Here is a 22,564-nt window from a genome sequence, read left to right as displayed (position 1 = left end):
GGCTACCTGATGAACCAGGGCTCGGAGGTGCAGCGCAGCTACGGCTTCGAGCTGCGCACCAACGAGTGGGGTTCGATCCGCGCCGACAAAGGCCTGCTGTTGACCACCTACACGCAGGACTTCACGCAGAAGATCTCGCGCGACAACCCCGATGGCCACGAGCAGCTCGGCGCCACGCTGGCCCAGAGCCAGGCCCTGATGCAGGAGGCGGGCCAGGCGATGGCCGCCACGAAGTCGCTGGTCGGCGCGCTGGCGCGCGGCAAGAACCAGCAGCTCGTGGGCCTGGTGCAGGGCGTGCAGTCGGCCGGCGGCACCTCGCAGGCGGTGGCGGCGCTCGCGGCCGCGGGATCGCCCGAGGGCGGCGTGTCGGACGATGCGGACCCCTCGATGGACGAGGCGCAGCAGATGCTGGGCCTGTCGCGCAAGATCGACAAGCCGGTGGTGTCGATCGTGAGCCCCGAGGGCCAGACCATGATCAGCCCCAAGCCCATCGTCGTGAGCTCGGGCCGAAGCGTGTCGATCCGCGCGCAGTCGGCCATGACGCTGACCAGCGGCGCGCAGCTCACGCAGCTCGCCAAGACCGGCATGGTGACGCAGGTCAGCACCGGCGGCCAGGTCAACGTGGTGTCGGCCGGCGACATCGTCTCGCGCGCCAGCGAGGGCGCGATGAACCTGCTGTCGAAGAACGATGCCACGCTGGCCTCGACGAGCGAGAACGCGAACCTGTTCGGCAGGAAGTCGGTGATCGTGAATGCGGCCGAGCAGGACGTCTTCGTGCTCGGCAAGACCAGCATCTCGCTGCTCTGCGGCGAATCGTCGATCGTGCTGCTGGCCGACGGGACCATCCGGATCAAGGGCAAGACCGGCGTCTTCGAGTTCTCCGACACGCTGGATCAGACGGGCCGCAACAAGATCCTTCTCAACTGCTGAGGCGCGCCCGCCGGAAAGCCGAATGCACTATCACTTCCAACGCGGCACCGTCGAGGTCCCCGACCACTACAACGACCGCACGATGCACGTGCTGGTGCCCGCGGGCGCCGGCTTCACCTTCATCATCAGCCAGGACGAGCTCGAGCCCGGCGAGTCGCCCGAGGCCTTCGTGCAGCGCCAGCTCGGCAACCTCGCGCGCCAGGTCACGAAGTTCGAGGAGACCGCGCGCGAAGCGATCTTCCTGGGCCCGCCCGAGCAGGGCGTGCAGGGACTGCGCATCGAGTTCAGGTACCGCCAGCGCGGCAGCTTCTCCTACCAGTGCCAGGGCATCTTCCCGTTGTCCGACCGCAAGACGCTGCTGACCTTCACCGCCAGCGCCGCCGCGCCCTTCGACGCACCGCAGCTGCAGCTGTGGCGGCAGATGGTGGCGAGCGTGGCGCTGCGCCGGTAGGCCCCGCAGCGCGAGCCGCGCCATGCCCGAAGCCGCGCGCATCGACGACGCCATCGGCCATGTCTCCGTGTGGGCCCGGCTCGCGCGCGTGGGGTTGCGCGTGGCCGCGGGCATGGCCGAGGCGGTGCTCGTGGGCGCGGCGATCGTGGGCGTGGCCGCGCTCATGTCCACGCCGGTCGGCTGGTGCGGCGCGATCTTCGCGGGCGGGCTGATCGCCGGCTTCGTCGGCGGCGCGACCGGCTGGAGCGATTACAAGGAAAAGAAGATCAAGGAGCTGACCGAGGACATCGGCTCGCCCACGGTCACCGGCGCCATCAGCCGCATGGGCTCGCCCGACGTGCAGGTCAACGGCAAGGCGGCCGCGCGCGCGATCGCGGACTCGGGCGCCTGCTCGAGGCACTCGGGCCCGATCCCGATCGCCGAAGGATCGGACTCGGTGTGGATCAACACCTTCCCGGCCGCGCGCAAGGGCGACAAGCTGCAGTGCTCGGCCGCGATCGTCGAGGGCAGCGCCAACGTGTTCATCGGCGGCGCGAAGACCGCCTACATGGAGATCGCCGACGACAAGGAATGGTGGGAGACCGCGCTGGAGATCGGCATCGGCCTGGCCATGGGCCGCGGCAGCTTCGGCGCGCGCCTCGGCTGCCTGGGCATGGGCATGCTCGCCAACATGGCGGCCGACCGGCTGGGGCGCGGCTTCCGCTCGCTGATCGGCTATCCCGTGCATCCCGCGACGGGCGGCAAGATCCTGACCGGCGAGGCCGACACCGACTTCGTGCTGCCGGGGCCTCTGCCGATCGCCTGGAAGCGGCGCTACAGCAGCCACGACCGCCGCGCCGACGGGCCGTTCGGCACCGGCTGGAGCGTCGCGCCCCATGGGGTGAGCCTGCGCGTGCAGCCCGGCGCGGGGCCGCGCGCGCTGGTCTACACCGACGAGGCGGGCCGCGAGGTCGAGATGCCGGCCCTGCAGCCCGGCCACGGCCTCTTCAACGTGGCCGAGATGTTCTCGATCGGCTGCACGCCCGGCGGCCACTACGAAGTGACCACGCTCGAGGGCCTGCTCTACCAGTTCGGCGCGCCGGCGGCGCCCGAGGTCGCCGAGACGCTGCCGCTTCGGCGCCTGCGCGACCGCAACGGCAACTGGATCGCCTGCCGCCACGACGCGGCGCGGCGCCTCGCCGAGATGGCCGACAGCATCGGCCGGCTGCTGCGCTTCGACTACGCGGGCGACTCGCGGCGCGTGCAGGCCATCCACCTCGCCAAGGGCGCGGAGGACGAGATACCGGGCCTGCTGGTGCGCTACGGCTACGACGCCAACGCGCAGCTGGCGACGGTGATCTCGCGCGAGGACCGGCCGCTGCGGCGCTTCGCCTACACCGACGGCCTGATGACATGGCAGGAATCGGCCGGCGGCTTCTCCTGCGGCTACGAATGGGAACCGGCGGACGCGGCCACCGGGCCCGAGGGCGACCGCCGCGTGCTGCGCCACTGGACCGGGGACGGCGAGCACTGGGACATCGCCTATGCCGAGGCTTCGGGCCCGGACGCGGCGGGCACCACCGTCGCGACCGACCAGCTCGGCCGGCGCTCGAGCTGGTGCTGGGATGCCGGCTACAACCTCACGCGCTACGTCGATCCGCTGGGCCACGCATGGACCCTGCAATGGGACGCGGACCGGAAGCTGCGCAGCGTGCGCAACCCGGGCGGCGGCGAGCTGCGCTTCGCGTACAACGCCCATGGCATGCCGGTGGCCGAGACCGATCCGCTGGGCCGCAGCACGCGCACGCTCTGGGACGACCGCTGGTTCGAGCCGCGCAAGATCACGCTGCCCGACGGCCGCAGCTATCTCTTCGAGTACGACGACCGCGGCAACCACACGGTGCTCATCGATCCCGCGGGGCAGGAAACCCGCTACGCCTACGACCGCTTCGGCCTGCTCGAGGCGGTGACCGATGCCCTCGGCGGCACCAGCCGCCTGCGCTGGAACCGGCGCGCGCAGGTCGTGGCGCGCACCGACTGCTCGGGCAAGACCACCCGCTTCGCCTACGACGCCTGGGGCTTCCCGCAGTCGGTGACCGACGCCGCCGGGCAGTCCACGCGCTTCGTCCACGACGCGATGGGGCGGCTGCTCTCGATGTCGCAGCCCGACGGCTCGCACCATGCCTATCGCTACGACGCGGCCGGCCGCCTGGTCGGCGCCGTCGATCCGCTGAGCCGCGGCACGCAGCTGGTGCTGAACGCGCGCGGCCAGCCCACGCTGCAGCAGGACGCGCAGGGCCGGCGCATCGAGCTGCACTACGACGGCGGCCATCGGCTGCATGCGCTGGTCAACGAGAACGGCATGCACTTCCGTTTCGCGCACGACGAGGCCGACCGCGTGGTGGAGGAGCATCGCGCGGGCGGCACGCGCGTGTGCATCGAGTACGACGTCAATGGCTGGCCGTCGGCGGTCGTGCACTACCCGGGCATCGGCGACGAGGACCTCGCGCTCGACGGGGGCGCGGATGGCGGCACGCGCACGCAGCCGCTGCGCACCGAGTTCGTCCGCGATGCCGCGGGCCGGCTGGTGGAGAAGCGCACCGCGCGCCATCGCTACCGCTACCGCTACGACGCGCTCGACCAGCTGGTGGAGGCCTGCAAGCTCGCGCCCGCGGAGGCCGGCGGCGAGCCGCGCGCGCTGCATCGCGTCGCCTTCGAGTACGACCGCCTCGGCAACCTCGCGGCCGAGACCGCCATCGACGAGACCACCGGCGAGCGCCATGCGCTGCGCCACGAGCACGACGCGCTGGGCAACCGCACGCGCACGCTGCTGCCGGCGCTGGGCGACGGCGGCGTCCAGCGCGCGCTGAACTACCTGCACTACGGCTCGGGCCACCTGCACCAGGTCAACCTTTGGCAGCGGCACGGCGACGCGCCCGCGGAGCACGCCCTGGTCAGCGACATCGAGCGCGACGACCTGCACCGCGAGGTGGCGCGCACGCAGGGCCGGCTGGCCACGCGCTTCGCTTGGGATCCGCTGGGGCGCCGCGTGGCGTCGTGGTGCCGCGCGGCATCGCTGGGCGAGGCCTTCACGCCGCGCGACGCCGGCTGGCGCGAGGCGATGGACAGCGTGGGCACCGCGCGCGCCCGGGTCCTCGACGGGCTGATGAAGGAATACGGCTACGACCTCGCCGGCGAACTGCGCCATGCGCGCCATTCGCTGCAGGGCCGCACGGAACACGGCTACGACGCCACCGGCCGCATCGAGGCCACGCGGCGCGTGCCGCGCGCGGCATCGGGCGCGGCCGCGAACGAGGAACGCTTCGCCTACGACCCCGCCGGCAACCTGCTCGACAGCGCGATGGCCGGCGCCCGGGGCCCGGGCTACGTGCGCGACAACCTCGTGCGCGTGTTCGAGGACAAGCGCTACGACTACGACGGCCACGGCCGCCTCGTGCGCAAGCGCGCGGGCCGCCACACCGAGCAGCGCTTCGAGTGGGACGAGGAGCACCGCCTGCTCGCGGTGCGCACCACGCGCCGGCCCGGCACGCCGCAGGCCGTGACGCAACACACGCGCTTCGACTACGACGCTCTCGGCCGCCGCGTGGCGCGCCACGATGCCTTCGGCAGCACCCGCTTCGTGTGGGAAGGGCTGCGGCTGCTCGAGGAGCGGCGCGGCGGCCACGCGACCAGCTATGTCTACGAGCCCGGCTCCCACGTGCCGCTGGCGCGGCTCGACGCCGGGCAGGACACGGCCGGGCGCGAGGCCGGCGAGCTTCGCTACTTCCACACCGCGCCCTCGGGCCTGCCCGAGGAACTGAGCGACAGCGAGGGCCGGCTGTGCTGGCGCGCCAGCTACCGGACCTGGGGCGCGACGGTCTCGGAGCAATGGGAGACGGTGGCGCTGGACGGGCGGCCCGCCGTGTCCGGCGCGCCGGCGTCCCCGCCGCTCGAGCAGAACCTGCGGCTGCAGGGCCAGTACCTCGACCGCGACACCGGCCTGCACTACAACACCTTCCGCTTCTACGACCCCGACATCGGCCGCTTCATCGGTCCCGACCCGATCGGGCTGAGCGGCGGCATCAACCTCGGCAGCTACGCGCCCAACCCCTACGGCTGGATCGATCCGCCGGGCTGGGCCGGCGGCCTGTGGGGCGGGCCGGGGCAGCCAGCGAGCTTCGACACCTGGTTCGACAACGCCAGCGTGGCCGACGTGCGCGAGGCGATGGCCAACCCCGCCTCGCGCGACGCGATCCACACCGCGCTGCGCAACGGCGGCGGCGCGCACGAGTGGTTCCCGGTGTCGATGGCCGACAAGGCCAAGGAGCTGGGCTTCTCGGCACAGGAACTCAAGAAACTCACCACGCCCACGCGCGAGGTCTGGTTCCAGAACGTGCCCGATCCGCGCAACCCGGGCGAGACCCTCTCGGGCCCGCACTCCACCGGCGCCGCGCTACCCGAGGGCCAGTCGGGCCGCGCCAGTTCGCTCGCGCACAAGATCCTCTTCGCCAAGCTCGCCGGCGCCACCTCCAAGGCCGGCGCGCTGGCGCGCATCCGCAACTTCGCGAACAAGTACACCCGCGGAGGAAAATCCTCCATCGGCAAGTGCTAGCCCGCCACCGCATCGAGGCCACCCCATGATCGACAGCAGAACCCCCGGCATCGTCTCCGTCTGGATGGGCACCACCCGCCAGTCGCTCGAGGACTTCAACCAGTACACCGAAGGCATGGAGACCGCGGGCTCGGGTTGCCCCGCGCATGCGGACTTCGGCTGCGACTTCATCGACTCGGACGTGTTCGTCGCCTATCTCGCCGCGGGCGGCGCGGCGGTGCCGGTCGAGGACCTGGCCGAGGAGGTCGACGTCTCCACCAACGAGGCCGTGGCCGCGATCGCCGCGCGCTGCCACGAGCTCGGCATCGACAGCGCCAACGCGCTGTACTACTGGGTGAACTGCACCTTCACCGAGGAGCAGCCGGGGCGGCTCTACAACGGGCTGCGCTTCATCGGGGCCTTCGACGACCGGAAGAAGCGCAAGCGCTGAACGCCGGCCCCGGGGAAAGCCCCCTGCCCCCAGTCCGTCACGCTTGATACGATTTTTCCGCAAACGCCCATTCCACAGGCGTCGGAGACAAGATGGACCTGGACATCCCCAGCGGCGCCGCCGAGGCGCTGTACCGCACCATGGTGCGCATCCGCGCGTTCGAGAACGCGGCCGAGACGGCCAGCCAGGGCGGCGTGAGCGCCTATGGGCAGCAGGCCGGCGGCGCGGCCAAGGTGCGCGGGCCGCTGCACCTGTCGACCGGGCAGGAGGCGGTGCCGGCCGGCGTCTGCGCGCACCTGCGCGCGAGCGACTACCTCACCTCCACGCATCGCGGTCACGGCCACACGCTGGCCAAGGGCGCCGACCTCGCGCGCATGATGTGCGAGCTGTTCGGCAAGGCCACGGGCTTCAACGGTGGCAAGGGCGGCTCGATGCACATCGCCGATTTCTCGGTCGGCATGCTGGGCGCCAACGGCGTGGTGGCGGCGGGGCTGCCGATCGCGGTGGGCGCGGCGCATGCGCAGAAGGTGCTGGGCCAGGGCGATGCCCTCACGGTCTGCTTCTTCGGCGACGGCGCGATCAACCGCGGCCCCTTCCTCGAGGCGCTGAACTGGGCCCGCGTGTACGAGCTGCCGGTGCTGTTCGTCTGCGAGGACAACCGCTGGAGCGCGACCACCGCGAGCGGCCCGATGACCGCGGGCGACGGCGCCTCGGCGCGCGCCGAAGCGCTGGGCATCGCGGCCACGCAGGTCGACGGCAACGACGTGTTCGCGGTGCACGCGGCCGCGGCGCGGCTGGTGGCCGAGGTGCGCGGCGGCGGCGGACCGCGATTGCTGCATGCGCTGACCTACCGCGTGAAGGGCCACGTGTCGGTCGACCTCGCGGCCTACCGCGATCCGGCCGAGCTGGCGGCGGCGCTCGAGACCGATCCGCTGGCGCGCGCGCGTGGCCGGCTGCTGGAAGCCGGGCTCGAGGCGGCGGCGCTCGATGCGATCGAGAACGCGGCCACGGCCGAGGTCGAGGCCGCCCTCGCCACCGCCGACGCGGCGCCCTGGCCCGAGGCCGGCGCCGCCTTCACCGACGTGCAGACCACGGGAGCCGGGCAATGGCACTGAACGCAGCGAACACCGTGGAAGAACTCGGCTATGCCGAAGCCGCCGTGCGCGCCATCGCGCGCGAGATGGAAGCCGACGCGCGCGTGGTCGTGCTCGGCGAGGACGTGGGCCGCGGCGGCATCTTCGGCCAGTACAAGGGGCTGCAGCAGCGCTTCGGCGAGCGGCGCGTGATCGACACGCCGATCAGCGAGGCCGCGATCATGGGCGCGGGCGTGGGCATGGCGCTCGCGGGCCTGCGGCCGGTGGTCGAGATGCGCGTGGTCGACTTCGCGCTGTGCGGCATGGACGAACTGGTGAACCAGGCCGCCAAGAACCGCTTCATGTTCGGCGGCCAGGGCCGCGTGCCGCTGGTGGCGCGCATGCCGGGCGGCATCTGGGACGCCTCGGCGGCGCAGCATTCGCAGTCGCTCGAGGCCTGGTTCGCGCACCTGCCGGGCGTGGTGGTCGTGAGCCCGTCGACACCGCAGGACAACCATTCGCTGCTGCGCGCGGCGCTGCAGTGCGGCGACCCGGTGGTCTACATCGAGCACAAGACGCTGTGGGGCGCGCGCGGCCCGGTCGACGAGACGCTGGCGGTGCCGCTGGGCAAGGCGGCGCGCATGCGCCAGGGCGATGCGCTCACGCTCGTGAGCTGGAGCCGGCAGGCGCAGGTCTGCGCCGAGGCCTGCGAGCGGCTCGCGGCCGAGGGCATCGCGGTCGACCTGATCGACCTGCGCACGCTGTGGCCCTGGGACCGCGAGACGGTGTTCGAATCGTGCGCGCGCACCGGCCGGCTGCTGGTGGCGCACGAGGCGGTGCAGGCCGCGGGCTTCGGCGCCGAGATCGCGGCCAGCGCGGCCGAGGCCACGGGCTGCCGCATCGCGCGGCTCGGTGCGCCGCGCATTCCGGTCGGCTATGCGCCGGTGCTCGAGGCGCAGTCGCGCGTGGGCGTGGACGCCATCGTCGCGGCGGCGAAGAAGCTGGCGGGCTGACACGCGCCCCGCGCACCCATGGACCCGCTGTTCTTCAAGCTGGTGCGCGTGGTCAACCTCACGGCGCGGCCCTTCCACGAACGCGTGGGCCGCGAGCACCAGCTCACGCTCAACGAGTGGCGCACGATGGCGGTGCTGGGCGCGCAGCCCGGGCTCACCGCCTCGCAGGTGGCCGACCAGACCGGCCTCGACAAGATGGCGGTGAGCCGCGCGCTGGCCGGCCTCAAGCGCCACCGGCGCGTGCAGTGCCGCGAGGATCCGACCGACCAGCGCAGGAGCCGGCTGCACCTCACGGCCGCGGGCAAGGCGTTGCACCAGACGGTGGGCGAACTGGGCCGCGAACGCGAGGCCGCGCTGTTCGCGGGCGTGGGCGCCGACGAGCTCGCGCGGCTGGGCAGCACGCTCGACCGGCTGATCGCCTCGGTGAGCGGCGACGCGGAGACCCAGGCCCAGGCCCAAGCTCATGCGCCGGCCGTCGCGCGCAGCCGCTCGAGCACCGGCAGCAGCTCCGAGGGATCGGGCCGCTGCGTGTAGTCGGGGTTGACCTCGGCATAGGCGATGGTGCCGTCGCGCGCGATCACGTAGCGCGCGGGCATCGGCAGGGTCCAGCTCGGCTCGCCGTTGACCACCGCGAGGTCGTTCCTGAACACGTCGCGGTAGAGGTCCTGCAGGTAGCCCGGAAGCGCGAAGCGCAGGCCGAAGGCGGCGGCCACGGCATTGCCGGTGTCCGACAGGATCGGGAAGGCGAGCTTGTTGTCGCGCGCCGACTTGCGGCTGTTCGAGGGCGTCTGCGGCGACACCGCCACCAGTTGCGCGCCGAGCGCCTGCAGGCCCGGCAGCGCTTCCTGCAGCGCCTGCAGGTCCAGGTTGCAGTAGGGGCACCAGACGCCGCGGTAGAAGGTCAGCACCAGCGGGCCCTGGGCCAGCAGCTCCTGCGACGACCAGGCGCGGCCGTCGGCGTCGTGCAGCGTGAAGACCGGGGCGCGATCGCCGGCGCGCAGCGCGCGGTCGGCGGCGCCCGAGGCGATCAGCTCGTCGGTGGCGCGGTGCATGGGCTCGTGGATGAAGGCGGGCGCGTTCCACGGCGGGCCGCCGGCTTCGAAGTTGGCGCGGAAGGCGGCGAGTTTCTCGGGCAGTGACATGGCGATTTCTCCAGCAGGTTGAAGGCACCGGCGGTGCCGTGCCGTCACTGTCTTTGATTCGCCGTTCAGCCGGTAGCCGGCCGGCACGACTAAGATCCATTCGCCATGCAAATCAATCGCAAGCCATGAGCGACCGGCTGCTCGCCCTGCGCCTGTTCACGCGCGTCGCGCACGCGGGCAGCTTCTCGCGCGCGGGGCGCGAGTTCGGGCTCTCGCAGCCTTCGGCCTCGCGCGTGATCGCGACGCTCGAGAAGGAAGTGGGCGCGGCGCTGCTGACGCGCACCACGCGCGCCGTGACGCTGACCGAGGCCGGTGCCGACTACCTCGCGCGCATCGAACCGATCCTGGCCGCGCTCGAGGAGGCCGACCATGCGGCGCGCGGCACCGGCGAGCTGCGCGGCGTGCTGCGCGTGGCGCTGTCCTCGAGCTTCGCGGTGCGCGAGGCGATCCCCGCGCTGGCGCCCTTCATGGCGCGGCATCCGGCGCTGCGCGTCAAGCTGCTGATGCACGACCAGCTGCAGGACCTGGTGAGCGAGGGCGCGGACCTCGCGTTCCGCTTCGGCACGCTGCCCGATTCCAGCGCCACGGCGCGCAGCCTGGGGCTGTTCCAGACCCTGCTGGTGGCCGCGCCCGGCTACCTGCGCCATGCCGGCACGCCGGCGCTGCCGGCCGAGCTCGCGGCGCACGCGGTGGTGGCCGGGCCGAGCGGCGGCGCGTCCTGGTCCTTCGAGCGCGACGGGCGGAAGGTGTCGGTGCGCATCGCGGGCGCGCTGCTGAGCAGCACGATGAACGAGGGCTCGATCGCCGCGGCCGTGGCGGGCCTGGGCATCACCCACACCAGCGAGCTGGGCTGCGGCGCCGAGCTGGCCAGCGGCGCGCTGGTGCGGGTGCTCGCGGACTGGCGCATGGCGCCGGTGGAGCTGCATGCGGTGTTCCCGGCCGGGCGCGCCGCCAAGCCCTCGGCGCGCGCGCTGGCCGAGCACGTGAGCGCGACGCTGGCGGCGCGGGCGACGCCCGGCCGCTGAGCCGCGCGCTCAGGCCGCGAAGCCGCCGTCGATGTTGAGTCCGGCGCCGGTCACGAACGCGGCCTCGGGGCTCGCGAGGTAGGCCACCATGCCCGCGATCTCGTCGGCGTGACCGTGGCGATCGAGCGCCATGAAGCTGTGCATGGTCGCGGCCATCGGGCCGTTGGCCGGGTTCATGTCGGTGTCGACCGGGCCGGGCTGCACGTTGTTGACCGTGATGCCGCGCGGACCGAGGTCGCGCGCCAGGCCCTGCACCAGGCCCGTGAGCGCCGACTTGCTCATGGCGTAGATGCTGCCGCCCGCGAAGGGCATGCGCTCGGCGTTGGTGCTGCCGATGTTGACGATGCGCCCGCCGCTGCCCATGTGCGCCAGCGCGGCCTGGATGGCGACGAACACGGCGCGCACGTTGACGGCGATGGTGCGGTCGAAGTCGGCCAGCGTGAGCTGGTCGACCGGCCCCAGGTGCAGCACGCCGGCGCTGTTGACCAGGATGTCGATGCGGCCGCCGAAGTGGCGCGCCGCCTGGTCGATGCCGGCCTTGAGCGCCTCGGCATCGGCGCTGTCGATCTTCAGCGCGAGCGCGCGGCCGCCCTCGGCCTCGAGGCTGCGCGCGAGTTCCTCGGCGACGGCCTGCGAGCTGCTGTAGCTGAAGGCCACGGCGGCGCCATCGCGCGCCAGACGGCGCACGATGGCCGCGCCGATGCCGCGCGAGCCGCCGGTGACGAAGGCGACCTTGCCCGCGAGGACGGGGGCCGGGGAAGTGGTGGTGGAGGTCATGGTTTTTTCCTGGGTGAGTGGTGTTGGAAGGCCTCCAGTCTCCGCCTTCGATTGCGTTTGCGGTAGCCATCAATCGGTCCCATCAAATTCAACCCTTGGTTGAAAATAGGACGATGGAACCGCTCAACCATCTCGCCTCCTTCGTGCAGAGCGCCGAGGGCGGCAGCTTCTCGGCCGCCGCGCGCCGCCTCGGGCTCACGCCGGCCGCGGTCAGCAAGAACGTGGCGCGGCTGGAGGCGCGGCTCGGCGTGCGGCTGTTCCAGCGCAGCACGCGCCGGCTCACGCTGACCGAGGGCGGCGAACGCTTCCTGGCGCAGATCGGCGGCGCGCTCGCCACCTTGCAGGAGGCGGTGGCCGGCATCGACAAGGACGACGGCCAGCCCTCGGGCACGCTCAAGGTCAGCATGGGCCAGGCCTTCGGCCGCGCCCACGTGCTGCCGATGATGGGCGACTTCCTCGCGCGCTACCCGGCGATCGTGCCGGACTGGCATTTCGACAACCTGCAGGCCGACCTCGTCGGCGAGGGCTTCGACGCGGCCATCGGTGGCGGCTTCGAGCTGTCGGCCGGGCTGGTGGCGCGCGAGCTGGCGCGCATCCACGTGGTGGCGGTGGCAGCGCCGGCCTACATGGCGCAGCGGCGGATGCCGCGCCATCCCTCGGAGCTGGCGGCGCTCGACGCGCTGGTGCGCCGCTCCTCGCCCACGGGCCGGCTGCGCAGCTGGACCTTGCGGCATGCGCGCGGCGCGGCGAAGGAGGCGGAGGTCACGGTCGAGCTGCCGCGCCCGCGCGCGATCTTCAACGACCCCGAGGCGATCGCGCAGGCCGCGCTGATGGGGCTGGGCGTGGCGATGCTGCCGATGCCCTTCGTGGAACGGGGACTGCGCGACGGCAGCCTGCTGCGGCTGCTGCCCGAGTGGCACCACGACGCGGGCGCGGTCTGGCTCTACTACCCGAGCAAGAAGCTGCTGCCGCCGAAGACGCGGGCCTTCGTCGACTTCGTGCTCGAGCGCTTCCGTGAGGAGCGGTTCGCGCAGCGCATGCAGGTGAGCTGAGCGCCGCGCCGGACCGCCCCAAGCAAGCTCGCACCGCAGTGCGAAGCACGAGGGTGCTTCAATGAGCCACGCCGGGGTTTTCACCCGCGACGACCGCGGCGAGCGCCTGTACAAAGGCGCGCATGACTTCCATCCCCCTCCATTCCTCGTCCCGGCGCGCGCTGCTCGCCGCCTCGATCGCTGCCACCACCTTGCTCGCCGCGCCCGCGTGGGCACAGGGCACCTGGCCCACCAAGCCGGTGCGCATCGTCGTGCCCTTCGCCGCCGGCGGCACCACCGACATCCTCGCGCGCGCGGTCGCGCCCGAGCTCTCGAAGGCCTTCGGCCAGCAGTTCATCGTGGACAACCGCGCGGGCGCCGGCGGCAACGTGGGCGCGGAGATCGTGGCGCGCGCGCCGAACGACGGCTACACGCTGCTGATGGGCACGGTGGGCACGCACGGCATCAACCGCGCGCTCTATCCGAAGCTGCCCTTCGACCCGATCAAGGACTTCGTGCCGATCACCATGGTGGCCGCGGTGCCGAACGTGATGGAGATGAACGCCGAGAAGGCGAAGACGCTCGGCATCCACAACGTGCAGGACTTCATCAAGTACAGCAAGGCCAACCCCGGCAAGTTCAACATGGCCTCGAGCGGCAGCGGCACTTCGATCCATCTCGCGGGCGAGCTGTTCAAGAGCATGACCGGCACCTTCATGGCCCACATCCCCTACAAGGGCTCGGGCCCGGCCCTGCTCGACATGGTGGCCGGCAACGCCGACGTGATGTTCGACAACCTGCCCTCGTCGATGGCGCAGATCAAGGCCGGCAAGCTCACGGCGCTGGCCGTGACCAGCGCCCAGCGCTCGCCCGCGCTGCCCGACGTGCCGACGGTGGAAGAGGCCGGCGGCCCGACGCTCAAGGGCTTCGAGGCCAGTTCGTGGTTCGGGCTGCTGGCGCCCGCGGGCACCTCGCCCGAGATCGTCAACCGCATCCAGCAGGAAGTCGCCAAGTCGCTCGGCACGCCGGCGATCAAGGAGAAGATGCTGGCGCAGGGCGCGATCCCGAGCGGCAGCACGCCGGCCGACTTCACGAAGCTCATCGCGAGCGAGCACGTGAAGTGGGCGAAGGTGGTGAAGGATTCGGGCGCGAAGGTGGACTGAGAGCGTCCCGCCCGAGTAAAGATTCAGCGCCCGTCCGTCGCGGGCTGGCGCCGGCAACCGGCCGCCGCGCGGCCGGTTGTCCGACCCGGACTCAGGTGGTCCAGGTCACGTCCTTGTTTTCGGCCAGCGATTCCTTGAGCATGTGCAGCAGCGGCGTGGCGCGCTGGTGCAGCGCCACATGCTGTTTTTCGGCGTCGTGGGTGTGGTCCTCGACCGCGAATTCATCATGGTTGTGGGTGTTGCTCTTCTCGCGCGCGAGCGCGGCCTCGATGGCCGAGATCGCCCCGGGAATCTGCTCGACCGTGATGATTCCTTGCGCGGAAGGCGACTTGCCGACGATGTCGAACAACTGGCGCGCGTGCGTCTCGAGCATCACGAAATCCGACGAGGCCCTGGACTGGAAACGATAGAGCATGGGGGTGTCCCTTTCACTTGTAGAGATGATCACGCGTGAAAGGGTACACCGATTGCGCACCGCGCAAGGTGCCGTGATCGACCTTGCCGTCGGGCTTGGTCGAGACCATCTGGTACAGGCCGATCCAGCCCTGCTCGAAGCTCATGGCCGAGCCCGCGAGGTAGAGCCGGTAGGCGCGCAGGATGCGCTCGGCGTTGGCGTGCTGGCGCTCGCTGCCGCCGTTGCGCAGCACGGCGCGCGCCGTTTCGAGCTGCGCCTCGAGCGCGTCGGACCAGGCCCACAAGGTGCGCGCGTAGTGCGGCCGCAGGCTCTCGACGTCGACGATCTCCAGGCCGGCCGCCGCGGTCTCGCGCAGCACGTGCGTGACGTGCAGCAGCTCGCCGCCCGGGAAGATGTACTTCTCGATGAAGTCGCCCATGCCGTTGCCGAGCTGGCGGTAGTTGAGCTGGCCCGAGGTGATGCCGTGGTTCATCAGCAGGCCGCCGGGCGCCAGCAACGAATGGATCTTGGCGAAGTAGGTCGGCATGTTGGCCGCGCCCACGTGCTCGAACATGCCCACCGAGGAGATCTTGTCGAAGGGCCGTTCCGCCGACAGCTCGCGGTAGTCGCGCAGCTCGACGCGCACGCGGCCCGTGAGGCCCTTCTCCTCGATCAGGCGCTGCACGTGCGCATGCTGGTTGCGCGACAGCGTGATGCCGGTGGCGTCGACGCCGTAGTGCTCGGCGGCCCACAGCAGCAGGCCGCCCCAGCCCGAACCGACGTCGAGGTAGCGCTCGCCGGGCTTGAGCATCAGCTTGCGGCAGATGTGGTCGAGCTTGGCTTCCTGCGCCTGCGCCAGCGTGAGGTCGGGCGTCGCGTAGTAGGCGCAGGAGTAGACCCGGCGCGGGTCGAGCCACAGTGCGTAGAAGTCGTCGGAGACGTCGTAGTGGAACTCGATCTGGGCGGCGTCCTTGCGCAGCGAATGCGAGCCGCGGGACTTGGCCAGGTGCTGCAGGCGGCTCCACCATCCGGTGTCGGTCTCGGCCGGGTTGCCGGGCAGCAGGCCGACGGCGGCATCGATCAGGTCGCGCATGGCGCCCTCGATCTGCACCTTGCCCTCCACGTAGGCCTCGCCGATCGCGCCCACCTGTCGGGCCGCGAGCTTGGCCAGTGCCGACCACTCCGAAAAAGCCAGCGTGACACGCGAACCGGCTGCGGCAACCCGTCGCCCATCGGGCAGTTCCAGTGCCACGGGCACGGGTAGCGAAGCCAGCTGCGACTCGATCTTGGGTATCAAGCTTTGCATGGGCCGCATGGTATTGATTTTTCGAGCTTCTTGCATGCGGTTGCATCCGGCGGCCCGGATCGTGTCGCGGGGACACCGGCCGGCGCCAGCGCGGACGAGCCCGATGTGCTGCGGGTAAATCCGTTTGACAGCAGATTGTTTATGTCTAAACTATTCAACCATGAACAGCATCGCCCACGCCCCGTCCATGGACCTCCAACGCATCCTGTGCATCGGCGGCGGGCCCGCCGGCCTGTACTTCGCGCTGCTGATGAAGGCGCGCAACCCGGCCCTCCAGATCACGGTGGTGGAGCGCAACCGGCCCTTCGACACCTTCGGCTGGGGCGTGGTGCTCAGCGACCAGACGCTCGCGAACCTGCGCGCGGCCGACCCCGAATCCGCCGCGCTGATCGGCGACGACTTCCACCACTGGGACGACATCCAGGTCTTCTTCAAGGGCCGCCAGGTGCGCTCGGGCGGCCACGGCTTCTGCGGCATCGGCCGCAAGCGGCTGCTCAACATCCTGCAGGAGCGCTGCCTCGCGCTCGGCGTCGAGCTGGTGTTCGAGACCGACGTGACCGACGACCAGGCACTGGCCGCGAAGTACGAGGCCGACCTGGTGATCGCGAGCGACGGCCTCAACAGCCGCATCCGCCAGCGCTATGCCGACGTGTTCCAGCCCGACATCGACCTGCGCCAGTGCCGCTTCGTCTGGCTCGGCACGCACCAGACCTTCGACGCCTTCACCTTCGCCTTCGAACAGACCGAGCACGGCTGGTTCCAGGCCCACGCCTACCAGTTCGACAAGGACACCTCGACCTTCATCGTCGAGACGCCCGAGGCCGTGTGGCAGGCCCATGGCCTCGACCGGATGGAGCAGCCCGAGGCGATCGCCTTCTGCGAGAAGCTGTTCGCCAAGTACCTCGACGGCCACTCGCTGATCAGCAACGCCACGCACCTGCGCGGCTCGGCCAACTGGATCCGCTTCCCGCGCGTGGTGTGCGAGCACTGGACGCACCGCGTCGACGTCGGCGGCCGCTCGGTGCCCGTGGTGCTGATGGGCGATGCCGCGCACACGGCGCACTTCTCGATCGGCTCGGGCACCAAGCTCGCGCTCGAGGACGCGATCGACCTGGCCAACGAATTCGCCGCCGGCGGCAGCACCGACCAGGTGCTCGAGCAGTACGAGGCGCGCCGCAGCGTCGAGGTGCTCAAGATCCAGAACGCCGCGCGCAACTCCACCGAATGGTTCGAGAACGTGCCGCGCTACACCGGCATGGAGATCGAGCAGTTCGCCTATTCGCTGCTCACGCGCTCGCAGCGCATCAGCCACGAGAACCTGCGGCTGCGCGACACCAAGTGGCTCGGCGGCTACGAGCAGTGGCTGGCCGGCGGCAAGGCCGTCGCGCCCATGCTGATGCCGCTCAAGGTGCGCGGGCTCGAGCTCAAGAACCGCATCCTGGTCTCGCCGATGGCGACCTACAGCGCGGTCGACGGCGTGCCGCAGGACTTCCTGCTGGTGCACCTGGGCGCGCGCGCGCTCGGCGGCGCGGCGATGGTGTTCGTCGAGATGACCAGCCCCACGCCCGAAGGCCGCATCACGCCCGGCTGCACCGGCCTCTACAACGACGAGCAGCAGGCCGCGTTCAAGCGCATCGTCGACTTCGTGCACGCGCAGTCGAGCGCGAAGATCGCGATGCAGCTCGGCCACAGCGGCCCCAAGGGCTCGACGCAGGTGGGCTGGGAAGGCACCGACGAGCCGCTGCCCAGCGGCAACTGGCCGCTGCTGGCCGCCAGCGCGCTGCCCTACGGCGAACAGAACCAGCTGCCGGCCGCGATCACGCGCGCCGAGATGGACACGCTGCGCGATCAGTTCGTGGCCTCGACCCGCCGCGCGGCCGAGGCCGGCTTCGACTGGCTCGAGCTGCACTGCGCGCACGGCTACCTGCTGTCGGCCTTCATCAGCCCGCTGACCAACCTGCGCGAGGACGAGTACGGCGGCAGCCTCGAGAACCGCTGCCGCTATCCGCTCGAGGTGTTCCGCGCGATGCGCGCCGCCTGGCCGGCGGACAAGCCGATGAGCGTGCGCATCTCGGCCCACGACTGGGCGCCGGGCGGCAACACCGATGCCGACGCGGTGGCGATCGCGCGCTTCTTCAAGGACGCGGGCGCCGACTTCATCGACGTCTCCTCGGGCCAGACCACGCGCGCCGCCAAGCCGGTCTACGGCCGCATGTACCAGACGCCGTTCGCCGACCGCATCCGCAACGAGGTCGGCATCTCGACCATCGCCGTGGGCGCGATCACCGAGGCCGACCAGGCCAACAGCATCATCGCGGCCGGCCGGGCCGACCTCTGCGCGATCGCGCGGCCCCACTTGGCCGACCCGGCCTGGACGCTGCACGAGGCCGCCAAGCTGCAGAGCCGCGCCGTCGAGTGGCCGAAGCAGTACCTGAGCGGGCGCGACCAGATGTACCGCGAGATCGCGAAGCAGCAGCAGATGGCGGCCGCCGCCAATGCAGCGATGGCCGCGGCGCAAAGCGAAGAGACGCACTGAACGACGGCGGCACCCCATGGACCTCGAAGCCCGCGCCCACGCCGAACACCCCGAAGCGCTGCGGCTGTGGCTGCGCCTGCTGACCTGCACGCAGCTGATCGAGAAGGAAGTGCGCAACGGGCTGCGCGCGCAGTTCGCCACCACGCTGCCGCGCTTCGACCTGATGTCGCAGCTCGAGCGCTCGCCCGAGGGGCTGAAGATGAACGAGCTGTCGCGCCGGATGATGGTGACCGGCGGCAACGTGACGGGCATCACCGACCAGCTCGTGACCGAGGGCCTGGTCGAGCGCGTCGACGTCGAGGGCGACCGCCGCGCCTGGCGCGTGCGGCTCACGCCGCGCGGTCGCAAGCTGTTCCACGAGATGGCGCAGCAGCACGAGGACTGGATCGTCGAGGCCTTCGCGGGCCTCACGGGCAAGGAGATCGCGCAGCTCCACAAGCTGCTCGGCAAGGTCAAGCAACACTCACAGAGCCAGACACTGGCGGAGGCCGAATGAAGCACTACATCGGCGCGAGCAATCCCATGCACGCGCAATTCGAAGCCAAGGCGGCCTATGCCGCGAAGCACTTCGCCTGGCACTACGACAACGGCGTGGGCACCATCACGCTGAACCGTCCCGAGCGCAAGAACCCGCTGACCTTCGACTCGTACGCCGAGCTGCGCGATCTGTTCCGCGCGCTCAACTACGCGAGCGACGTGAAGGTGATCGTGGTCACGGGCGCGGGCGGCAACTTCTGCTCGGGCGGCGACGTGCACGAGATCATCGGTCCGCTGACCGGCATGCGCATGCCCGAGCTGCTCGAATTCACGCGCATGACGGGCGACCTGGTGAAGGCGATCCGCGCCTGCCCGCAGCCGATCGTCGGCGCGATCGACGGCGTGTGCGCCGGCGCCGGCGCGATGATCGCGCTGGCCTGCGACCTGCGCTACGGCTCGCCCGCCACGCGCACCGCCTTCCTGTTCACGCGCGTCGGCCTGGCCGGCGCGGACATGGGCGCTTGCGCGCTGCTGCCGCGCGTGATCGGCCAGGGCCGCGCTTCCGAGCTGCTGTTCACCGGCCGCGCGATGACCGCGCAGGAAGGCCATGCCTGGGGCTTCTTCAACGCGCTGCACGAGAGCGACGCACTGCTCGAGGCCGCGACCAAGATGGCGCGCGAGCTGGCCGAGGGCCCGAGCTTCGCGCACGGCATGACCAAGACCATGCTGGCGCAGGAATGGTCGATGACCATCGACCAGGCGATCGAGGCCGAGGCGCAGGCGCAGGCGATCTGCATGCAGACCGAGGACTTCCGCCGTGCCTACGAGGCCTTCGCGGCCAAGCGCAAGCCGGTGTTCGGCGGGGACTGAGGTCATGGCGAAGATCCCGGCGCCCCCTTCCACCGCGCACCTGGCGCTGCCTTTCTTCGACGAGGCGCACCGCGCCCTCGCGAGCGACCTGCTGCCCTGGTGCGCCGCGCAGGAGGTCGACGAGCGCGACGACCGCGCGGCCTGCCGCGAATGGGTGCGCCGCCTCGGCGACGGCGGCTGGCTGCGCTACGCGGTGCCCGGCAGCGCCGGCGGCGCACTCGAGCGCCTCGATTCGCGCGCACTGGTGCTGCTGCGCGAGACCCTCGGCTACCACTCGCCGCTGGCCGACTTCGCGTTCGCGATGCAGGGCCTGGGCAGCGGCGCGATCACGCTCGCGGGCACGCCCGAGCAGCAGTCGCGCTACCTCGGCGCGGTCGGCAAGGGCGAGAAGATCGCGGCCTTCGCGCTGAGCGAGCCCGAGGCCGGCTCCGACGTGGCCGCGATGGCCATGCGCGCCGAGCCCACGGCCGACGGCTGGCGCCTCCACGGCAGCAAGACCTGGATCAGCAACGGCGGCATCGCCGACTTCTACTGCGTGTTCGCCAAGACCGATCCCGCGGGCGGCACGCGCGGCATCACGGTGTTCATCGTCGATGCGACCACGCCCGGCCTCGACACCTCCGAGCACATCGACGTGATGGCGCCGCATCCGCTGGCCACCCTGCGCTTCGACGACTGCGTGGTGCCGCGCGACGCGCAGCTCGGCGAGCTCAACGGCGGCTTCAAGCTCGCGATGCGCACGCTCGACATCTTCCGCGCCTCCGTGGCCGGCGCCGCGCTCGGCATGGGCCGGCGCGCGCTGGCCGAGGCGATCTCGCATGCGAAGAACCGCCGCATGTTCGGCCAGACGCTGGCCGACTTCCAGCTCACTCAGGCCAGGCTCGGCGAGATGGCGGCGCTGATCGACGGCGCGGCGCTCCTGACCTACCGCGCGGCCTGGATGCGCGACGAGGCCGAGCAGCGCGGCGGCGCGCCGGTGGGCGACGTGTCGGCCGCGGCCGCGATGGCCAAGATGGCCGCGACCGAGAACGCCAGCCGCGTCATCGACATGGCGCTGCAGATGCATGGCGGCCTCGGCGTCAAGGTCGGCACCAAGATCGAGGCCCTCTACCGCGACATCCGTTCGCTGCGCATCTACGAGGGCGCGACGGAAGTGCAGCAACTGATCATCGGCAAATCCGTACTGCGGGGATGAACACCGTGACCGCTCCATCCGCCCAAGTCGACCGCTTCGTGCACGACCGGCTGCCGCCGGCGGCGCAGCTGCCGGTCTTCCGCTACGACCGGCCCGAACTGCAACTGCCCGACCAGCTCAACCTGGTCGAGGAACTGCTCGACAAGGCCCCCGCCAAGGGCTTCGGCGACCGGCCGCTGCTGCGCTCGCCGCAAGGCACGCTCAGCTATTCGCAGGCCGCCATCCAGGTCAACCGCATCGCGCAGGTGCTGACCGAGGACCTGGGCCTGGTGCCCGGCAACCGCGTGCTGCTGCGCGGCGGCAACTCGGTGGCGATGGCGCTGGCCTGGCTCGCGGTGGTGAAGGCCGGACTGATCGCCGTCGCGACCATGCCGCTGCTGCGCGCCAAGGAGCTCGGCGACATCATCGAAAAGTCGCAGCCGGTGGCCGCGCTGTGCGACGGCCGGCTGCTCGACGAGCTGGTGGCCGCGCAGCAGGCGCACCCGGTGCTCGCCGACATCATCGCCTTCAACCGGCCCGACGCGCCCGATTCGCTGTCCGCGCGCGCGGCCGCCAAGAGCGGCATCTTCGAGGCCTGCCCCACGGCGGCCGACGACATCGCGCTGCTGGCCTTCACCTCGGGCACCACGGGCAAGCCGAAGGCGCCCGTGACCACGCACCGCGACGTGCTCGCGATGTGCGAGACCTGGCCGCGCCACGTGCTGCGGGCGCGCCCCGAGGACGTGGTGGTGGGCTCGCCGCCGCTGGCCTTCACCTTCGGGCTCGGCGGGCTGCTGGTGTTCCCGATGTACGCGGGTGCCTCGATCTACTTCCCCGACGCGCCCTTCACGCCCGAAGGCCTGGTGAAGCTGATCAACGAGGTCGGCGCGACCATCTGCTACACCGCCCCGACCTTCTACCGCCAGATGGCGCCGTTCGTGAAGCAGCACGGCGCGCCCACGCTGCGCATCAGCGTGAGCGCGGGCGAAGCCCTGCCCGATGCCACGCGCCAGCTCTGGAAGGAGGCCACCGGCCTCGAGATGCTCGACGGCATCGGCGGCACCGAGGTGTTCCACATCTACATCTCGGCCGCGGGCGACGAGGTGCGCCGCGGCGCCGTCGGCAAGGCCGTGCCGGGCTTCATCGCCAAGGTGGTCGATGCCGAGGGCAACGAGGTGCCGCGCGGCACGGTCGGCAAGCTGGCGCTGCAGGGACCGGTGGGCTGCCGCTACCTCGACGACGCGCGGCAGGCCGACTACGTGAAGAACGGCTGGAACTATCCGGGCGATTCCTTCGTCCAGGACGACGACGGCTATTTCTTCTACCAGGCGCGCGCCGACGACATGATCATCACCGCCGGCTACAACGTCGGCGGCCCCGAGGTCGAGGATGCGCTGCTCAAGCATCCGGCCGTGGCCGAATGCGGCGTGATCGGCAAGCCCGATGCCGACCGCGGCATGATCGTCAAGGCCTTCTGCGTGCTGAAGCCCGGGCAGACCGGCGATGCCGGCCTCGTGAAGGCGCTGCAGGACCACGTGAAGGCCACGATCGCGCCGTTCAAGTACCCGCGCGAGATCGAGTTCGTGTCCATGCTGCCACGCACCGAAACGGGCAAGCTGCAACGCTTCAAACTGAGACAAACCGAAGACAACAGGTCCACCACATCATGATCAAACTCTTGCAGCCTCCAGGCTGGTTGCCCCCCAAGGGCTATGCGAATGGCGTCGCGGCGCGCGGCACCATGGTGTTCGTCGGCGGACAGATCGGCTGGAATGCCCAGCAGCAGTTCGAGTCGGACGACTTCATCGACCAATGCGGCCTGGCGCTGCGCAACATCGTCGAGGTGCTGCGCGAGGCCGGTGCCGGTCCCGAGCACATGGTGCGCATGACCTGGTACGTGGTCGACCGCGACGAGTACAGCAGTCGGCTCGCCGAGCTCGGCCCGGTGTACCGCGATGCGATGGGCCGCAACTTCCCGGCGATGACCTGCGTGCAGGTCGCGGCGCTGGTGGAGCCGCGCGCGAAGATCGAGATCGAGGTCACGGCGGTGGTACCGGACTGACGAAGGCACTTCGCCCCATCAACGACAAAGCCCTCTCGCGAGGGCTTTTCTTTTGGGCGTGCGCTTTGCGTTGTTGCAACGCGATTGCGAATCCGCAGCGGGAAAAGAAAAAGGGTCTT

Annotated in this window: 20 protein-coding genes; 16 read left to right on the top strand and 4 right to left on the bottom strand. The window is 71.0% G+C overall.

Annotated features, from left to right (window positions below):
- From KV106_RS24925 to KV106_RS24895, 7 genes are all read left to right on the top strand, one after another.
- Nucleotides 1-930 (top strand): type VI secretion system tip protein VgrG (locus tag KV106_RS24925; protein ID WP_261213087.1); only part of this gene is annotated, 930 nt, incomplete at its 5' end.
- Between the two features lie 22 nt (nucleotides 931-952).
- A complete protein-coding gene (locus KV106_RS24920; protein WP_057593172.1) occupies nucleotides 953-1,381 on the top strand; it encodes a DcrB-related protein in 429 nt (142 codons plus the stop codon).
- Between the two features lie 22 nt (nucleotides 1,382-1,403).
- The gene (locus KV106_RS24915; protein WP_261213085.1) at nucleotides 1,404-5,972 is read left to right on the top strand and encodes an RHS repeat-associated core domain-containing protein; all 4,569 of its coding nucleotides are present in this window, start codon (nucleotides 1,404-1,406) and stop codon (nucleotides 5,970-5,972) included.
- Between the two features lie 25 nt (nucleotides 5,973-5,997).
- Nucleotides 5,998-6,402 (top strand): immunity 22 family protein, encoded by a 405-nt coding sequence (locus KV106_RS24910; RefSeq protein WP_261213083.1) that lies wholly within the window; start codon nucleotides 5,998-6,000, stop codon nucleotides 6,400-6,402.
- Nucleotides 6,403-6,494: 92 nt separating this feature from the next.
- Nucleotides 6,495-7,517 carry a thiamine pyrophosphate-dependent dehydrogenase E1 component subunit alpha gene (locus KV106_RS24905; protein WP_261213080.1) on the top strand — a complete coding sequence of 341 codons (1,023 nt, stop codon included), beginning with the start codon at nucleotides 6,495-6,497 and terminating at the stop codon, nucleotides 7,515-7,517.
- Complete coding sequence (locus tag KV106_RS24900; protein WP_057593168.1) at nucleotides 7,508-8,488, top strand: alpha-ketoacid dehydrogenase subunit beta; 981 nt, start codon at nucleotides 7,508-7,510, stop codon at nucleotides 8,486-8,488. Before KV106_RS24905 ends, KV106_RS24900 begins: the two co-directional genes overlap by 10 nt.
- Before the next feature lie 18 nt (nucleotides 8,489-8,506).
- A complete protein-coding gene (locus tag KV106_RS24895; protein WP_261213076.1) occupies nucleotides 8,507-9,022 on the top strand; it encodes a MarR family winged helix-turn-helix transcriptional regulator in 516 nt (171 codons plus the stop codon).
- Here KV106_RS24895 and KV106_RS24890 read toward each other — a convergent pair.
- Nucleotides 8,950-9,630 (bottom strand): peroxiredoxin-like family protein, encoded by a 681-nt coding sequence (locus KV106_RS24890; protein WP_057593167.1) that lies wholly within the window; start codon nucleotides 9,628-9,630, stop codon nucleotides 8,950-8,952. The genes KV106_RS24895 and KV106_RS24890 overlap by 73 nt on opposite strands.
- A gap of 125 nt (nucleotides 9,631-9,755) precedes the next feature.
- On the opposite strand from KV106_RS24890, the gene KV106_RS24885 reads away from it, so the two are divergent.
- Nucleotides 9,756-10,655, top strand: a complete 900-nt coding sequence (locus tag KV106_RS24885; RefSeq protein WP_261213073.1) for a LysR family transcriptional regulator — start codon at nucleotides 9,756-9,758, stop codon at nucleotides 10,653-10,655.
- A gap of 9 nt (nucleotides 10,656-10,664) precedes the next feature.
- Here the strand turns inward: KV106_RS24885 and KV106_RS24880 are convergent, their stop codons facing one another.
- Entirely contained in the window at nucleotides 10,665-11,432 is a 768-nt protein-coding gene (locus tag KV106_RS24880) for an SDR family oxidoreductase (protein ID WP_261213071.1), read from the bottom strand.
- Nucleotides 11,433-11,545: 113 nt separating this feature from the next.
- Here KV106_RS24880 and KV106_RS24875 point away from each other — a divergent pair, with 113 nt between their 5' ends.
- Nucleotides 11,546-12,484 carry a LysR family transcriptional regulator gene (locus KV106_RS24875; RefSeq protein ID WP_261213069.1) on the top strand — a complete coding sequence of 313 codons (939 nt, stop codon included), beginning with the start codon at nucleotides 11,546-11,548 and terminating at the stop codon, nucleotides 12,482-12,484.
- A gap of 122 nt (nucleotides 12,485-12,606) precedes the next feature.
- Nucleotides 12,607-13,626 (top strand): Bug family tripartite tricarboxylate transporter substrate binding protein, encoded by a 1,020-nt coding sequence (locus KV106_RS24870; RefSeq protein ID WP_261213067.1) that lies wholly within the window; start codon nucleotides 12,607-12,609, stop codon nucleotides 13,624-13,626.
- 91 nt (nucleotides 13,627-13,717) lie between these two features.
- Here the strand turns inward: KV106_RS24870 and KV106_RS24865 are convergent, their stop codons facing one another.
- Both KV106_RS24865 and KV106_RS24860 read right to left on the bottom strand, forming a co-directional pair.
- The gene (locus KV106_RS24865) at nucleotides 13,718-14,041 is read right to left on the bottom strand and encodes a DUF1840 domain-containing protein (protein ID WP_057593162.1); all 324 of its coding nucleotides are present in this window, start codon (nucleotides 14,039-14,041) and stop codon (nucleotides 13,718-13,720) included.
- Nucleotides 14,042-14,054: 13 nt separating this feature from the next.
- Entirely contained in the window at nucleotides 14,055-15,326 is a 1,272-nt protein-coding gene (locus KV106_RS24860) for an SAM-dependent methyltransferase (protein ID WP_057593161.1), read from the bottom strand.
- A gap of 187 nt (nucleotides 15,327-15,513) precedes the next feature.
- Here KV106_RS24860 and KV106_RS24855 point away from each other — a divergent pair, with 187 nt between their 5' ends.
- From KV106_RS24855 to KV106_RS24830, 6 genes are read left to right on the top strand one after another with little or no spacing between them, the layout of a single operon-like run.
- Entirely contained in the window at nucleotides 15,514-17,862 is a 2,349-nt protein-coding gene (locus KV106_RS24855; protein WP_261213066.1) for a bifunctional salicylyl-CoA 5-hydroxylase/oxidoreductase, read from the top strand.
- A gap of 16 nt (nucleotides 17,863-17,878) precedes the next feature.
- Nucleotides 17,879-18,358, top strand: a complete 480-nt coding sequence (locus tag KV106_RS24850) for a MarR family winged helix-turn-helix transcriptional regulator (protein WP_057593159.1) — start codon at nucleotides 17,879-17,881, stop codon at nucleotides 18,356-18,358.
- A complete protein-coding gene (locus tag KV106_RS24845) occupies nucleotides 18,355-19,209 on the top strand; it encodes an enoyl-CoA hydratase family protein (protein ID WP_261213047.1) in 855 nt (284 codons plus the stop codon). The genes KV106_RS24850 and KV106_RS24845 overlap by 4 nt, the downstream gene beginning before the upstream one ends.
- Nucleotides 19,210-19,213: 4 nt before the next feature.
- The gene (locus KV106_RS24840; RefSeq protein WP_261213045.1) at nucleotides 19,214-20,404 is read left to right on the top strand and encodes an acyl-CoA dehydrogenase family protein; all 1,191 of its coding nucleotides are present in this window, start codon (nucleotides 19,214-19,216) and stop codon (nucleotides 20,402-20,404) included.
- The gene (locus KV106_RS24835) at nucleotides 20,401-22,053 is read left to right on the top strand and encodes an AMP-binding protein (RefSeq protein WP_261213043.1); all 1,653 of its coding nucleotides are present in this window, start codon (nucleotides 20,401-20,403) and stop codon (nucleotides 22,051-22,053) included. Before KV106_RS24840 ends, KV106_RS24835 begins: the two co-directional genes overlap by 4 nt.
- On the top strand, nucleotides 22,047-22,445 hold the full coding sequence (locus KV106_RS24830) for a RidA family protein (protein WP_057593191.1): 399 nt from the start codon (nucleotides 22,047-22,049) through the stop codon (nucleotides 22,443-22,445). The genes KV106_RS24835 and KV106_RS24830 overlap by 7 nt, the downstream gene beginning before the upstream one ends.
- Nucleotides 22,446-22,564 lie beyond the last annotated feature (119 nt).

Origin of the sequence: Variovorax endophyticus, from assembly GCF_025376855.1 — a bacterium.
In the GTDB taxonomy this organism is placed as follows: Bacteria; Pseudomonadota; Gammaproteobacteria; order Burkholderiales; family Burkholderiaceae_C; genus Variovorax.
The sequence above is the reverse complement of the archived record's forward strand: the minus strand, read 5'-3'. Positions and strand labels throughout refer to the sequence as shown.

Bases quoted from the DNA above. Each gene is read 5' to 3' on its own strand.
- KV106_RS24860 (WP_057593161.1), bottom strand. From the start codon at position 15,326: ATGCAAAGCTTGATACCCAAGATCGAGTCGCAGCTGGCTTCGCTACCC.
- KV106_RS24875 (WP_261213069.1), top strand. From the start codon at position 11,546: ATGGAACCGCTCAACCATCTCGCCTCCTTCGTGCAGAGCGCCGAGGGC.
- KV106_RS24910 (WP_261213083.1), top strand. From the start codon at position 5,998: ATGATCGACAGCAGAACCCCCGGCATCGTCTCCGTCTGGATGGGCACC.
- KV106_RS24840 (WP_261213045.1), top strand. From the start codon at position 19,214: ATGGCGAAGATCCCGGCGCCCCCTTCCACCGCGCACCTGGCGCTGCCT.
- KV106_RS24915 (WP_261213085.1), top strand. From the start codon at position 1,404: ATGCCCGAAGCCGCGCGCATCGACGACGCCATCGGCCATGTCTCCGTG.
- KV106_RS24835 (WP_261213043.1), top strand. From the start codon at position 20,401: ATGAACACCGTGACCGCTCCATCCGCCCAAGTCGACCGCTTCGTGCAC.
- KV106_RS24850 (WP_057593159.1), top strand. From the start codon at position 17,879: ATGGACCTCGAAGCCCGCGCCCACGCCGAACACCCCGAAGCGCTGCGG.
- KV106_RS24905 (WP_261213080.1), top strand. From the start codon at position 6,495: ATGGACCTGGACATCCCCAGCGGCGCCGCCGAGGCGCTGTACCGCACC.
- KV106_RS24855 (WP_261213066.1), top strand. From the start codon at position 15,514: ATGGACCTCCAACGCATCCTGTGCATCGGCGGCGGGCCCGCCGGCCTG.
- KV106_RS24870 (WP_261213067.1), top strand. From the start codon at position 12,607: ATGACTTCCATCCCCCTCCATTCCTCGTCCCGGCGCGCGCTGCTCGCC.
- KV106_RS24895 (WP_261213076.1), top strand. From the start codon at position 8,507: ATGGACCCGCTGTTCTTCAAGCTGGTGCGCGTGGTCAACCTCACGGCG.
- KV106_RS24865 (WP_057593162.1), bottom strand. From the start codon at position 14,041: ATGCTCTATCGTTTCCAGTCCAGGGCCTCGTCGGATTTCGTGATGCTC.
- KV106_RS24920 (WP_057593172.1), top strand. From the start codon at position 953: ATGCACTATCACTTCCAACGCGGCACCGTCGAGGTCCCCGACCACTAC.
- KV106_RS24885 (WP_261213073.1), top strand. From the start codon at position 9,756: ATGAGCGACCGGCTGCTCGCCCTGCGCCTGTTCACGCGCGTCGCGCAC.
- KV106_RS24845 (WP_261213047.1), top strand. From the start codon at position 18,355: ATGAAGCACTACATCGGCGCGAGCAATCCCATGCACGCGCAATTCGAA.
- KV106_RS24880 (WP_261213071.1), bottom strand. From the start codon at position 11,432: ATGACCTCCACCACCACTTCCCCGGCCCCCGTCCTCGCGGGCAAGGTC.
- KV106_RS24890 (WP_057593167.1), bottom strand. From the start codon at position 9,630: ATGTCACTGCCCGAGAAACTCGCCGCCTTCCGCGCCAACTTCGAAGCC.
- KV106_RS24900 (WP_057593168.1), top strand. From the start codon at position 7,508: ATGGCACTGAACGCAGCGAACACCGTGGAAGAACTCGGCTATGCCGAA.